General features: G+C 62.9%; 10 protein-coding genes. All 10 read left to right on the forward strand.

The genetic code is table 11. The annotated features are described in order from the left end of the window. Positions 1-5: 5 nt before the first annotated feature. Complete coding sequence (gene tssH, locus V6F91_RS10485) at positions 6-2663, forward strand: type VI secretion system ATPase TssH (RefSeq protein WP_332764101.1); 2658 nt, start codon at positions 6-8, stop codon at positions 2661-2663. 10 nt (positions 2664-2673) lie between these two features. Further along, positions 2674-4194 carry a sigma-54 interaction domain-containing protein gene (locus tag V6F91_RS10490; protein ID WP_208939231.1) on the forward strand — a complete coding sequence of 507 codons (1521 nt, stop codon included), beginning with the start codon at positions 2674-2676 and terminating at the stop codon, positions 4192-4194. A 93-nt stretch (positions 4195-4287) separates the two neighbouring features. Continuing rightward, on the forward strand, positions 4288-4428 hold the full coding sequence (locus V6F91_RS10495) for a hypothetical protein (RefSeq protein WP_003229566.1): 141 nt from the start codon (positions 4288-4290) through the stop codon (positions 4426-4428). A gap of 18 nt (positions 4429-4446) precedes the next feature. Next, positions 4447-5643: a type VI secretion system-associated FHA domain protein TagH gene (gene tagH / locus V6F91_RS10500; RefSeq protein WP_332764105.1), complete on the forward strand. Its 1197-nt coding sequence runs from the start codon at positions 4447-4449 to the stop codon at positions 5641-5643. Positions 5644-5648: 5 nt separating this feature from the next. Then, positions 5649-6149: a type VI secretion system lipoprotein TssJ gene (gene tssJ / locus V6F91_RS10505; RefSeq protein WP_090287584.1), complete on the forward strand. Its 501-nt coding sequence runs from the start codon at positions 5649-5651 to the stop codon at positions 6147-6149. 2 nt (positions 6150-6151) lie between these two features. Further along, on the forward strand, positions 6152-7483 hold the full coding sequence (gene tssK, locus V6F91_RS10510; RefSeq protein ID WP_090287582.1) for a type VI secretion system baseplate subunit TssK: 1332 nt from the start codon (positions 6152-6154) through the stop codon (positions 7481-7483). A 5-nt stretch (positions 7484-7488) separates the two neighbouring features. Next, positions 7489-8364: a type IVB secretion system protein IcmH/DotU gene (icmH, locus tag V6F91_RS10515; protein WP_090287580.1), complete on the forward strand. Its 876-nt coding sequence runs from the start codon at positions 7489-7491 to the stop codon at positions 8362-8364. A 13-nt stretch (positions 8365-8377) separates the two neighbouring features. Continuing rightward, positions 8378-11917: a type VI secretion system membrane subunit TssM gene (tssM, locus tag V6F91_RS10520; RefSeq protein WP_332764110.1), complete on the forward strand. Its 3540-nt coding sequence runs from the start codon at positions 8378-8380 to the stop codon at positions 11915-11917. Further along, a complete protein-coding gene (locus tag V6F91_RS10525; RefSeq protein WP_093096874.1) occupies positions 11917-12645 on the forward strand; it encodes a PP2C family protein-serine/threonine phosphatase in 729 nt (242 codons plus the stop codon). Before tssM ends, V6F91_RS10525 begins: the two co-directional genes overlap by 1 nt. Beyond that, positions 12642-13643 (forward strand): serine/threonine-protein kinase, encoded by a 1002-nt coding sequence (locus V6F91_RS10530; RefSeq protein WP_332764113.1) that lies wholly within the window; start codon positions 12642-12644, stop codon positions 13641-13643. The genes V6F91_RS10525 and V6F91_RS10530 overlap by 4 nt, the downstream gene beginning before the upstream one ends. Positions 13644-13661 lie beyond the last annotated feature (18 nt).

A 13661-nucleotide genomic window follows, 5' to 3' on the forward strand; every position in this document is an offset into this window, starting at 1 on the left:
GAGCCATGATCAACGTAGACCTGCAACAACTCATCCAGGCGCTGGACGCCGAAACCCGTCGTGATCTGGAACGTTCGGCCGAGCGTTGTGTGGCTCGGGGCGGCAGCAAGATTCTCGTCGAAGACCTGCTGCTGGGCCTGCTGGAACGTCCGAACGGCTTGTTGTCACGCGCCTTGCAGGATGCCGACGTCGATGCCGGTGAGCTGAGCGCCGCGCTGCAATCGCGGGTTGAGCACAGCGCTTCGCGCAACCCGGTGTTCGCCCCGGAACTGGTGCAATGGCTGCAAGACGCGCTGCTGGTGGCCAACCTTGAACTGGGCCAGACCCAGGTCGAAGACGCCGCGCTGATTCTGGCTTTGCTGCGCAACCCGATGCGCTATGCCGGCAGCCGCTATCAGCCGCTGCTTGCCAAGTTGAACATCGATCGCCTGAAGGAATTCGCCCTGTCGCAACAGGAGCAACCGGCGGCCAATGGCAAACCGGCCGCGCAAGGCGAATCGCTGTTGCAGCGTTTCACCCACAACCTGACCCAGCAGGCCCGCGACGGCAAACTCGACCCGGTGTTGTGCCGTGACGGCGCGATCCGGCAGATGGTCGACATCCTCGCCCGTCGCCGTAAGAACAACCCGATCGTCGTCGGTGAGGCCGGTGTCGGTAAAACCGCCATCGTTGAAGGTCTGGCCTCGCGCATCGCCGCCGGTGAAGTGCCGCAGGTGCTCAAAGGCGTTGAATTGTTGTCGCTGGACATGGGCCTGTTGCAGGCCGGCGCCAGCGTCAAAGGCGAATTCGAACGTCGCCTGAAAGGCGTGATCGACGAAGTCAAAGCCTCGCCGAAACCGATCATTCTGTTCATCGACGAAGCCCACACGCTGATCGGCGCGGGCGGCAATGCCGGCGGTTCCGACGCAGCCAACCTGCTGAAACCGGCACTGGCCCGCGGCGAATTGCGCACCATCGCCGCGACCACCTGGGCCGAGTACAAGAAATACTTCGAGAAAGACCCGGCACTGGCCCGTCGTTTCCAGCCTGTGCAACTGCACGAACCGACGGTCAGCGAAGCGGTGACCATCCTGCGCGGTCTGGCTCAGGTCTACGAGAAGAGCCACGGCATCTACCTGCGCGATGACGCGGTGGTCTCCGCGGCTGAATTGTCTGCGCGTTATCTGGCCGGGCGGCAACTGCCGGACAAAGCCGTCGACGTCCTCGACACCGCATGCGCCCGCGTGCGCATCAGCCTCGCCGCCGCCCCGGAAAGCCTTGAGCGTCTGCGTGGCGAACTGGCGGAAGGTGGCCGTCAACGCCAGGCCCTGCGTCGCGATGCCGAGGCTGGTCTGCTGATCGACCACGAAGCGCTGGAAGCACTGGAAGCGCGTCTGGACGAAGCCGAAAGCGAGATGGTCGCGCTGGAAACCCTGTGGACCGAGCAGAAAGCATTGGCCGAACGCCTGCTGGAATTGCGTCAGCAACTGGCCAAGGCCCGCGCAGCCGCTGCTGTCGAGCCGACCGTCAGCATTGAAGAAGACGCCGAAGGCACCGTGATCGAAACCGTGGTCGCCGAAGTCGAAGAAGGCCAAAGCGTTGAAGCGCTGGAGGCTCAGCTGCATGAAACCCACACGGCGTTGACAGCTGCACAAGTCAAAGAGCGTCTGGTCAGCTTCGAAGTGTGCCCGCGTCTGGTCGCCGAAGTGATCAGCGCCTGGACCGGCGTGCCGTTGGCGCAACTGGCCCGCGAACACAACGCCAAGGTCGCCAGTTTCGCCACCGATTTGCGCACGCGCATTCGTGGCCAGGAACAAGCCGTGCACGCGCTGGATCGCTCGATGCGTGCCACTGCTGCCGGTCTGAACAAGCCTGACGCACCGGTCGGCGTGTTCCTGCTGGTCGGCCCGAGCGGCGTCGGCAAGACCGAAACCGCGCTGGCCCTGGCTGACCTGCTGTATGGCGGCGACCGTTTCATCACCACCATCAACATGTCCGAATTTCAGGAGAAGCACACCGTCTCGCGCCTGATCGGCGCGCCACCGGGCTACGTCGGTTACGGCGAGGGCGGCATGCTCACCGAAGCGGTGCGGCAGAAACCGTATTCGGTGGTGCTGCTCGATGAAGTCGAAAAGGCTGACCCGGACGTGCTCAACCTGTTCTATCAGATCTTCGACAAAGGCGTGGCCAACGACGGTGAAGGTCGCGAGATCGACTTCCGCAATACGTTGATCCTGATGACCTCGAACCTCGGTAGCGACAAGATCAGCGACCTCTGCGAGAACGGCGCGCGGCCAACCGCGGAAGTGCTCGAAGAAACCATTCGCCCGGTGCTCAGCAAACACTTCAAACCGGCGTTGCTGGCGCGGATGAAAGTGGTGCCGTACTACCCGGTCGGCGGCCCGGTGCTGCGCGAGCTGATCGAGATCAAGCTCGGCCGTCTGGGCGAGCGCCTGAATCGTCGTCAGCTGGATTTCACTTGGTGCCAGAACCTCGTCGATCACCTGTCCGAGCGCTGCACGCAAAGCGAAAGCGGCGCGCGTCTGATCGACCATCTGCTCGACCAGCACGTATTGCCGCTGGTGGCTGATCGTCTGCTCGATGCGATGGCCACGGGTGAAAGCCTCAAGCGCGTGCACGCCACGCTCGACGGCGACGCCAGCGTGACGTGCGAGTTCGCCTGAGGTGGGTGTGATGTTCACTCGAGTGCCGCAGCCACTGGTCTACGCCGAAGCGTTGCTGGCGCAGTTCGCCAGTCTGTCGCGGGCGGCGGACGGTGCTGCGCTGCTGGGTGACTTCGTGCGCGGGTTGGCCGAGCTGAGCGGTTGCGAACTGACGCAGCTGTACCTGCTCGACGCCACCCACACTTGCCTGGGGATGAACGCCGAATGCCTCGATGGCGCGCTGCAACCGCGCCAGGCGGCGAGCTTGCCGGCGGATTACAACGGTGAACAACTGCTGCAATTCGCCCTGTGCCAGAACCGCGTGGTGTGCCTCGACGATTTGAGCGGCAGCCTGCACGAGACCAGTTTTCTGCCCGCGACGACCAGCGCCTGGCAGTCGTTGCTGTGCGTGCCGCTGGTCAACAGCCACAAAGCGGTCGAAGGCTTGTTGCTCTGCGCCAGCCGTCGTCGCACCGACTTGCAGGGCTTTGCCGATTCCCTCGGTCAGCTCGGTTCGTTCGTGCTCGGCCAGTTGCATTTGCTGCAACGCCTGCGTCAGCCATCGGCGGAATCGGCCACGGCGGTGCGCAGCGTGCCGAGCATCAGCGGCTACGGCCTGATCGGCAAAAGCGCAGCGATGCGCCAGACCCATTCGCTGATCAGCAAAGTCCTGCACAGCCCGTACACCGTGTTGCTGCGTGGCGAAACCGGCACCGGCAAGGAAGTGGTTGCGCGGGCTATCCACGATTGTGGGCCGCGCCGTTCCCAGGCGTTCATCGTGCAGAACTGCGCGGCGGTGCCGGAAAACCTCCTTGAAAGCGAGCTGTTCGGCTATCGCAAAGGTGCCTTCACCGGTGCCGATCGCGACCGCGCCGGTCTGTTCGATGCAGCCAATGGCGGCACGCTGCTGCTCGACGAGATCGGCGACATGCCGCTGTCGTTGCAGGCGAAGATTTTGCGCGTGTTGCAGGAAGGCGAGATTCGTCCGCTGGGTTCGAACGACACGCACAAAATCGACGTGCGCATCATCGCTGCAACGCACCGCGATCTGGCGGCGCTGGTCGGCGAAGGCAAATTCCGCGAGGACCTGTATTACCGCCTCGCGCAATTTCCGATCGAGTTGCCGGCCCTGCGTCAGCGCGAGGGCGACATCCTCGAACTGGCGCAACACTTCGCGGAAAAGACCTGTGCCTATCTGCAGCGTGATCCGGTGCGCTGGTCGAGCGCGGCGCTGGAGCACCTGTCGGGTTACACCTTCCCCGGCAACGTGCGCGAACTCAAAGCGCTGGTCGAACGTGCCGTGTTGCTGTGCGAAGGCGGCGAACTGCTCGCCGAGCATTTTGCCCTGCGCATGGAGCCGATCCTTGAGGACAACAGCCACTTGAATCTGCGCGAACGCCTGGAACAGGTCGAACGCACTTTGTTGCTCGATTGCCTGCGCAAGAACGACGGCAACCAGACCCTCGCCGCCCGCGAACTGGGGCTGCCACGGCGCACGCTGCTGTATCGGCTCGGCCGTCTGAACATCAATCTGGGGGATTTCGATGGCTAGGCAAAAGCGTATCGATCTGTCCCGAAAAACCAATTTCAGCGCCGCCCGCAAGGGTCGGCGCTTTGTGCTTTGTCTACACCTGGAGACCCTCTGATGTCTGTTCGTCACTGGCACGCTGTTCTGCTGACCCTCGTCGTTCTATGCGGCCTTGGCGGCTGTAGCGGCAATTACAAATTCAACGACAACGACTATCGCCCGTTGGGTGATCCGCAAGCGGTCAATCGCGGCAAGTGACCGCAAGGAGCATCAAACATGGAATTGGTTTTCGAAATGCTGAACACCAAGCAGTTCGTGCCCACCGAATTGTGCCAGCGGACCTTCAAACAGGCCGGCGGCGTGATCGGGCGGGGCGAGGACTGCGACTGGATCATCCCTGACCGCAAGCGTCATCTGTCCAATCACCACGCGATTGTCAGCTACCGCGATGGCTCGTTCTTCCTCACCGACACCAGCAGCAACGGTGTCCAGGACGGCAGCAGTCACGCGCGCCTGCACAAGGGCGAGCCGGTGCGCATCGAACACGGCAGCACCTACATTCTTGGCGACTTCGAGATTCGCGCGCGGCTGGTGCGCGACCCGGCGACCTTCGACGGTGAAGTCGGCCGTCCGCGCGCTGCTGGCAGCATCATCCCGGATGACGCGTTCCTCAATCTCGATCCGCTCAATGCGCTCGAGCAGCAAGAGCGCGTGTACTCGGAAATCGACGAGCTGCTGGCGCCCACGGCCAAACCGGAAGACTCGCGTCAGCGTGCCGACTACGCGCGCATCGACATGGAAAGCCTGCTGGTTCCCGAGCTGATCGCCGCCCCGGTCGAACCCGAACCCGCTCCGGCCCCGAAAGCCGTCGAGCGTCAGAGCGACGGATTCTGGGAGCATTTCGGCGCGGCGCTGGGTGTCGACGTCAAAGGCCTCAGCCACGACGAACGCGAGGCCATGGCGATCAATGCGGCGCGCCTGCTGCGCCAGAGCATCGGCGGTTTGCAGCAGAGCCTGCGCACCCGCTCGGAGCTGAAAAACGAACTGCGTCTGGCCCAGACCACCGTGCAAGGCACCAACAAGAACCCACTGAAATTCGCCGTTGACCCGAGCGAAGCGCTGGAGATTCTGTTGCAGCCGAGCAAGCCCGGGCATCTGCCGGCCGAGCAGGCGATCTCCCGTGCGTTCCGTGATTTGCAGGCGCATCAAGTGGCCTTGCTCACCGCCAGCCGCGCCGCCGTGCGCGGCACGCTCGAGCACTTTTCGCCGGAGCAGTTGACCCTGCGTTTCGAGCGCGACAACAAGCCGCTGATCGCCACGTCGGGCGGGCGCTGGAGAGCGTTCGGCCGTTATCACCAGGCGCTGCGTCAGGACGATGACTGGAGCGAGCGCCTGCTGGCCCGCGACTTTGCTCAGGCCTACGAAGAACAGATCCGCCTGATTTCCACCCTTCACACCGACCACCAAGGATGATGCGCATGTCTCGCCGCTCGACCGCTTTTTTCCAGACGCTGACTGCGCTCACCCTGCTGGTGCTGCTCGCCGGTTGCTCGTCGCTATCGCCGTACTCGAAAGTGACCAAGATCAACCTGAAACTCACCGGCAGCGATCAGCTCAACCCGGACCTCAACGGGCGGCCGTCGCCGATCGTTGTGCGCCTGTTCGAACTCAAGCATCCGGTGACCTTCGAGAACGCTGATTTCTTCAGCCTCTACGAACGCGCCAAGGAAGCCCTCAACCCGGATCTGGTGGCCAGCGAAGAACTAGAGCTGCGCCCGGGTGAAACCGTGGAGATGAAGCTCAAGGTGGAAGAGGGCAGCCTTTATGTTGGCGTTCTCGCCGCTTACCGCGACTTGCCGGACACCCAATGGCGACACACGGTTCAGATCACGCCGCTGGAAGTCACCGAAGTCGATCTGACGCTGGACCAGACCGGCATCCGTAACACCCATCAAGTGCTCGCCAAGGCGGATGACTGAACATGAATACCCATAAAGTCATTTGGCAGGAAGGCATGCTGCTGCGTCCGCAGCACTTCCAGCACAACGATCGCTATTACGATCACCAGATGAAAACCCGCACGCAATTGCTCGGTGGCTACACCTGGGGTTTTCTCAATCTGGAAATCGACTTGCAGTTCCTCAACATGGGCAAACTGGTGATCAGTGAAGCCTCGGGGATTCTGCCGGACGGCAGCCTGTTCGAACTCGGTGGCAACACCGAACCGCTGGCGCTCGACGTGCCACCGAACACCGGCAACACGCCGATCTATCTGGCGCTGCCCCTGGTGACCGGCAACCACATCGAGGCCCGTCGCCCGGAGCAATCCGACGTGCTCGCGCGCTATACCGCGTACGACGCCGAAGTCGCCGACTCCAACGCCGGCGACGATTCCGCCAGCCAGGTCAGCTGCGGTCGCCCCGACTTCAAACTGTTGCTCGGCGAGCAGCAGAGCGATCAGGCCTACGTGAAGTTGAAGATCTGTGACGTGCTCGACACCACGCCCGACGGCGTGATCAGCCTCGATCCGGACTTCGTGCCGACCTACATTCAGGCCCACGCGTCGAGCTATCTGCTGTCGTGCCTGAAAGAAGTCATCAGCATGCTCAGCCACCGTGGCGACACCATTGCCGAGCGGATTCGCTCCAACGGCAAGGTCGGCGGCGCTGAGGTTGGCGACTTCATGATGCTGCAACTGATCAACCGCACCGAACTGCTGCTGCGCCATTATCTGGGGCTGGAGCAGGTCCATCCGGAAGAGTTGTACCGCACGCTGCTGACCATGCTCGGCGATCTGGCGACCTTCTCCGGCGAGAGCAAACGCCCGCGTCTGGACAGCCGTTATTCCCACGCCGATCAGGGCGCCAGCTTCCGCAAACTGATGGAAGCGATTCGTCAGGTACTGTCGATGGTGCTCGAACAGCACGCCATCGAACTGATCCTGCAAGCGCGTCAGTACGGCATCATCGTTTCGCCGTTGCACGACCATAAACTGCTCGGCTCGGCGTCGTTCGTGCTGGCAGCCAGTGCCGACTGCGACTCCGAAGAACTGCGCCAGCGTCTGCCGGCGCACCTCAAGGTCGGCCCGGTGGAGCGCATTCGCCAACTGGTCAACCTGCACCTGCCGGGAATCAAGGTCAAACCGTTGCCGGTGGCCCCGCGGCAGATCGCGTTCCACTCCAACAAAACCTATTTCATTCTCGAACTCAGTTCCGAAGACCTGGCACAACTGGAGCGCTCCGGCGGTTTCGCGTTCCACGTGTCCGGCGAATTCGCCAATCTTGAACTGAAATTCTGGGCCATCAGGAACTGACCGACATGATCAAGGAAACGGATTACAGCCAGGACGACAAAACCGTCCTGCTCGATCGCCAGGGCCACGGACCGGCGTCGAGTCCATTGACCGACTTCGCCGCGCCGCCGCGTTTCGAGCAACTGGAAGAACGCATGATCTACGCAGCGCGCCTGCGTCCGGCCGAAGCGTTCAACATCAGCCTCAACTCGCTGGTCGCGGCGTCGTCGGAACTGCTCTCGGAAGTAGTGCGCCTCAAGCACAGCGAAACCCGCGAAGACCTGTACGCGCTCAATGAACGACTGACCGCCGGGCTCAAGTTGTTCGAAGTGCGCGCCCTGCACAACGGCGCCGAAAGCAGCCAGGTGATGGCCGCGCGTTACGTGCTCTGCACCGTGGTCGACGAAGCCGTCGTGACCACGCCGTGGGGCAACGAAAGTGAGTGGTCGCAGATGAGCCTGCTCAGCAGCTTCCACAACGAAACCTTCGGCGGCGAGAAGTTTTTCCAGCTGCTCGATCGGCTGTCGAAAAACCCGGTCAAGCACCTGCCGATGCTCGAACTGATGTACCTGTGCCTGTCCCTCGGTTTCGAGGGCAAGTACCGCGTGCAGGCACGCGGCATGCTCGAGCTCGAAGGCATCCGCGACGCCTTGTACCGGCAGATCCGTCAGTTGCGTGGCGACGTGCCGCGCGAGCTGTCGCCGCACTGGGAAGGCCTCAACGACCAGCGCCGCAACCTGGTGCGCATCGTGCCGGCGTGGATGGTGGTGCTGTTCACGCTGGTCTGCCTGGTGGTGATGTATTCGGGCTTCGCCTGGGTCTTGGGCGAGCAGCGCGACACCGTTCTGCAACCCTATCAGCCGCTTGATCCGGCCGCGGTGCAACCGCAGTCGCAGCCGTAAACAGGGACGTGTGATGAAAAAGTTTTTCAAGAAAGTCGGCGCCTTCCTGCGCCAGACCTGGGTCTGGACCCTGCTGCTGGTGCTGTTCCTGGCGCTGCTGGTGTGGTTCGCCGGTCCATTGTTGGCGGTTGACGATTACAAGTTCTGGGAAAGCCCGACCTCGCGTCTGCTGACCATCGCCGTGCTGTTCCTGATCTGGGGCCTGACCATGGTCTTCGTCAGCTGGCGCGCCGGGGTCCGCAAGAAAGCCGAGGAAGCCAGCGAAGACGGCCAGGACCGCATTCGCCGCGAAGAGCTGATCGACGAAGAACAGAAAGAGTTGAAGGCGCGCTTCAAGGACGCGCTGAAAACCCTGAAGACCTCGAGCCTGTATCGCGGCCGCAGCGAGCGCTGGCGCAGCGACTTGCCGTGGTACCTGCTGATCGGTCCGCAGGCCTCTGGCAAGACCAGCCTGCTGGACTTTTCCGGTCTGGAATTCCCGATCAACAAGATCGACCGCAAGCTGACCCGCGACACCCTCGGCACCCGTCACTGCGACTGGTATTTCGCCGATCACGGCGTGCTGATCGACACCGCCGGGCGTTACATGACCCAGCCCGACGCCGAAGTCGACGGCAACGCCTGGAGCACCTTGCTGGAGCTGCTGCGCAAGCGTCGCCGCGGTCGTCCGTTGAACGGTGTGCTGGTGACCATTCCGGTGGAAACCCTGCTCGGCGGCAGTGAACAGGACATCGATACGCTGGCACGTCAGGTGCGTGGGCGTCTGCAAGATGTGCATCAGAAACTGCACGTCGATGTGCCGGTGTATCTGGTGCTGAGCAAGGCCGACAAGCTGCTCGGCTTCGACGAGTTCTTCGATCAACTGACCCGCGAAGAAAGCGATCAGGTGCTCGGTACCAGTTTCCGCAAGGATCAGGTCGGCACCGACGTGGCGGTGCTGCGCAACGAGTTCGAAGAACTGCTGCGTCGTCTCAACAGCCAAGTGATCATGCGCATGCACTCCGAGCGTGATACCCAGCGCCGTGGCCGCATCCTCGACTTCCCGCATCAACTCGGGCAGATCGGCGAGCGCCTGTGCCTGTTCGTCGACATGGCATTCACCGGCAACCGTTATCAGCGGGCCACGCAACTGCGCGGTTTCTACCTGACCAGCGCACCGCACCTGACCCAGGAAATGGATTCGACCACCGCCGGCATCGGCGCCAGCCTCGGCATGAACGCCGGTGTGCTGCCGACCCTGCGCAGCGGCCGTTCGCGGTTCATTCATCACCTGTTCAGCCAGGTGATTTTCCCCGAAGCCGATCTTGCCGGTCTCGACAAGCGCGAGCGCAGCCGCATCCATTGGGGTCAACGGGCTCTGTACGTTGGCGCACTGGCGGCACTGGCGCTGTTCGGCATGCTCTGGGCCGGTGGTTTCTCGGCCAACTATGAGCGCCTGGAAAACCTGCGCACGCTGGCGCAGAACTGGACCCAGCAACGTTCGGCGCTGACGCCACGCGATGACGCCATGGGCGTGCTGAAAACCCTCGACACCAGTTACGCCGCCACCCAGGCCTTCCCGAAAAAGGGCGACGTGTCGTATCACGAACGCGGTGGGCTGTATCAGGGCGAAGACGTCAATCCGGTGGTCAAGCAAGCCTACGAGCATGAGCTTGAAGCGCAACTGCTGCCACGGGTAGCGACCATGCTCGAAGGGCAGATCCGCGCCAACATGAAGGACCGCGATCGCTTGCTCAACAGCCTGCGCGCGTACCTGATGCTGAACATGAAGGACCGTCGCGATGCGGTCTGGCTCAAGGACTGGATCGCCACTGACTGGTCGCAGCGCTACACCGGCAACACGGCGGTGCAGAACGGTCTGAATGCGCACCTCGATCGTTTGCTCAAGCAACCGTTCATCTATCCACTGAATGATCAGTTGGTGACGCAGGCGCGTCAGGTCCTGCGCAGTGAATCGCTGGCGACCGTGGTGTACCGCATGCTCCGCGAACAGGCGCGCAACCTGCCGGACTACCGTTTCAGCCAGCACCTCGGCCCGCAAGGCTCGTTGTTCATCGGCACGGAATACGTGATTCCGGGCTTCTACACCCAGAGCGGTTATCAGCAGTACTTCTCGGTGCAGGGCTCGGCGCTGGTCACCGACATCCTGCGCGACAACTGGGTGCTGGGCGAAGGCGCGGGCATCAGCGACATGGACTTGCGTCGCCTGATGGTCGAACTGGAGCAACTGTACTTCCGCGACTACGCCAACTACTGGAGCGAAGCGGTTGGCCAGGTTGCCTTGCCGCCAATCAGCGACGCCGGTGAAGGCGCCGAGCAACTGGCGGGCCTGACCTCGGCCAACTCGCCGGTGCTGGCGCTGCTCACCGAAGTGCGTGAGAACACCCGCTTCGAAGCGACGGCTGATCCGGTCGAGGAAGCCGGTGATGCGGCCGATGCGCTGGCCGACCAGAAAGGCAAGCTGGGCAAGGTCGGCAAACTGGCGTCTGCCGTGGCGGACAAGGCCTCGGCGCTGAAAGTCGCGAAGAACCTGCCGGACACCGCGAAGAAATCGCTGCAACGCCGCTTCGAACCGTTGCACCGTTTGCTCGATGACAACAACGGCCCGGCGGCGGACCTGACCCCAGCGCTGAGCGCGCTCAACGACCTGCAGTTGCAACTGGCCGGCCTGGCCCGTTCGAGCACGCCGGAACAAGCCGCGTTCGAACTGGCGAAAACCCGCATGAGCGGCCAGCGTGATGCGCTGACCAACCTGCGCAATGCGTCCGGGCGTCTGCCGCGTCCGCTGAGCGTATGGTTCAACGTGCTGGCCGAAGACTCGTGGCGTCTGGTGCTCAACGATGCCTATCAATACCTGAACGGCCGTTATCAGAACGAGCTGTACAGCGTGTATGGCAAAACCATCAGCAAGCGTTATCCGTTCAGCGCCACCAGCACCAGCGACGTGGCGATCAGCGACTTCCGCGAGTTCTTCAAGGCGCAAGGCATCGTCGATCGTTTCTTCGACAACTACATGCGTCCGTTCGTCAGCGGCGATCCGGGCAACTACCGCATGCGCAGCGTCGACGGTCACAGCCTGCCGGTGTCCAAGGTCTACCTCGATCAGATGGCCGCAGCCCTGACGATTCGCCAGAGCTTCTTCTCGATCAACCCGGCCGAACCGACCGTGCAGTTCAAGCTGGAGCCGTACACCCTCGACCCGGCCGTCAGCCGTTCCGAGTTCAAGTTCGGCGACAAGACCATGGAATACCGCCACGGTCCGATCCTGCCGATGTCGTTCAAATGGCCGACCGACGCTGAAGACGGTCGCACCAGTCTGGTCATGGACAAAATGGCCGGGCGCCCGATCGGCATCGAGAAGAACTCCGGCCCATGGTCGCTGTTCCGTCTGTTCGACCTGATGCAGACCGAGTACATGACCGGCCGCGATGTGCTGGTGCTCAAAGCCGACGTGGGTGGCCTGCGCGCCAACTACCTGCTGACCAGCCAGCGCACGCCGAACCCGTTCGACATGGGCGTGCTGCGCACCTTCCGTATGCCGGTGCAGCTCTGATGCTGGTGGCCAGTGCCTGGCGCAGCGCGGCGCGTACCGACCCGGGCAAGGTGCGGGCGCGCAACGAAGATGCCTTCCTCGACTTGCCACAGCATGGACTGTGGGTGGTCGCGGACGGCATGGGCGGTCATCAGGGGGGCGACATTGCCAGCCAGTTGATCGTCGCCAGCCTGGCTGAACTGCCGCAACATGAGGACTTCGACGAACGCCTCAAAGCCATCCGCCAGTGCCTGCACTGGCTGAACCGGCGTCTGGGGCAAGAGTTGACGGTCACCGCCGGGCGTCACGACAGCATCATGGGCAGCACCGTCGTCGCGCTGCTGGTGGAAGGCAATCGCGCGGCCTGCATCTGGGCCGGCGACAGCCGTTGCTATATGTGGCGTGGCCAGCGGCTGTATCAGCTGTCCAAGGACCATTCGCTGCAACAGCAATTGATCGACGAACAGCAAATGAGCGTCGAACAAGCGGCAGCACACCCGGCGGCTCAAGCCTTGACCCGAGCCGTCGGCGCCGCCGAAACGCTGACCCTGGATGTGCTGGAACTCGAGGTGTATCCGGGCGATGCGTTTTTGCTCTGCAGCGATGGTTTGTATCAAGGCCTGAGCAGCGATGCCCTTGGCAACGCCCTCAGCCTGAGCGCGCCGCACGTGGCGCTGGAACGTTTGTTCGACGGCGCGCTGCGTGGCGCCGCCCGTGACAACCTGACTGCCGTGGTGGTCCGCCAATGAGTGAACTCGAATCGCCCATCGATGACCTGTTGATCAGCGAAGAGCAGGCCAACAACCTGACCTATTTCGCTTTTGCCAAAGGTAATCAGGCAGAACCGTTGCTGGTGCCGACCAAGGCCAGCATCGGCGCACTGCCAGATGTACTCGCCGGTCGCTACCACCTCGAGCGTCTGCTCGGGGCCGGTGGCATGGGCGCGGTTTACCGGGCGCGGGATCTGCTGCACGAACAGTTTGGTGATCCCGATCCTTACATTGCGCTGAAAATCCTCAGCGAAGAATTTGCCGAATCGCCGGACGCCAGTGCCTTGCTCTACAGCGAGTTCGCCCTGACCCGGCGCCTGCGCCACGACAACGTCGTGCGTGCGCACACCTTTGAAGTCGACACCGACTGCCAGCGGGCCTTCATCACCATGGAATACATGCGTGGCCTGACCCTGGACAAATTGCTCTGCGAGCGGCCCCTTGGTCTGCCGTGGAAAGAACTGCGCGACATCGTCCTGCCGCTGCTCGACACGCTGGCCTACGCCCACCGTCGCGGCGTGCTGCACGGTGATCTGAAGCCAAGCAACGTCATGCTCAGCGAAGACGGCCTGCGCCTGTTCGACTTCGGCCTCGGTCAGGCAGAGCCGGGCACCTTGCCCGGCCTGCCGCACCTGAGCCGTGAACGCTTCAACGCCTGGACCCCGGGCTACGCCGCCCCCGAACTGCTTGAGGGCCAACCTTTGTCGGCCAGCGCGGACGTGTACGGCGTGGCCTGCGTGATCTATGAACTGGCGAGCGGCAAACACCCGTTCCGCCGCTTGCCCTCGACCCAGGCCCGCGACGAGCACCTGGAGCGCGAGCTGCGCGCCCCAGCGAATCTACCCCAACAAGGCTGGCAAGCGCTGCGAACCGCACTGAGCTTCAACCCGGCAGAACGCACCATCACTGCCCAACAACTGCGTGACGCCTTGGGCGCCACTTCGTCCTGGCTGCAACGTCTGCGATTTCGGGCGTAACGGATGACATTCGAACAG

The organism is Pseudomonas koreensis, from assembly GCF_036668835.1.
Classification (GTDB): Bacteria; Pseudomonadota; Gammaproteobacteria; order Pseudomonadales; family Pseudomonadaceae; genus Aquipseudomonas; species Aquipseudomonas koreensis_I.

Excerpts from the sequence above, each read along its gene's own strand:
- V6F91_RS10490 (WP_208939231.1), top strand. The coding sequence starts at position 2,674 with ATGTTCACTCGAGTGCCGCAGCCACTGGTCTACGCCGAAGCGTTGCTG.
- tagH (WP_332764105.1), top strand. The coding sequence starts at position 4,447 with ATGGAATTGGTTTTCGAAATGCTGAACACCAAGCAGTTCGTGCCCACC.
- V6F91_RS10495 (WP_003229566.1), top strand. The coding sequence starts at position 4,288 with ATGTCTGTTCGTCACTGGCACGCTGTTCTGCTGACCCTCGTCGTTCTA.
- tssK (WP_090287582.1), top strand. The coding sequence starts at position 6,152 with ATGAATACCCATAAAGTCATTTGGCAGGAAGGCATGCTGCTGCGTCCG.
- tssM (WP_332764110.1), top strand. The coding sequence starts at position 8,378 with ATGAAAAAGTTTTTCAAGAAAGTCGGCGCCTTCCTGCGCCAGACCTGG.
- tssH (WP_332764101.1), top strand. The coding sequence starts at position 6 with ATGATCAACGTAGACCTGCAACAACTCATCCAGGCGCTGGACGCCGAA.
- V6F91_RS10530 (WP_332764113.1), top strand. The coding sequence starts at position 12,642 with ATGAGTGAACTCGAATCGCCCATCGATGACCTGTTGATCAGCGAAGAG.
- V6F91_RS10525 (WP_093096874.1), top strand. The coding sequence starts at position 11,917 with ATGCTGGTGGCCAGTGCCTGGCGCAGCGCGGCGCGTACCGACCCGGGC.
- tssJ (WP_090287584.1), top strand. The coding sequence starts at position 5,649 with ATGTCTCGCCGCTCGACCGCTTTTTTCCAGACGCTGACTGCGCTCACC.
- icmH (WP_090287580.1), top strand. The coding sequence starts at position 7,489 with ATGATCAAGGAAACGGATTACAGCCAGGACGACAAAACCGTCCTGCTC.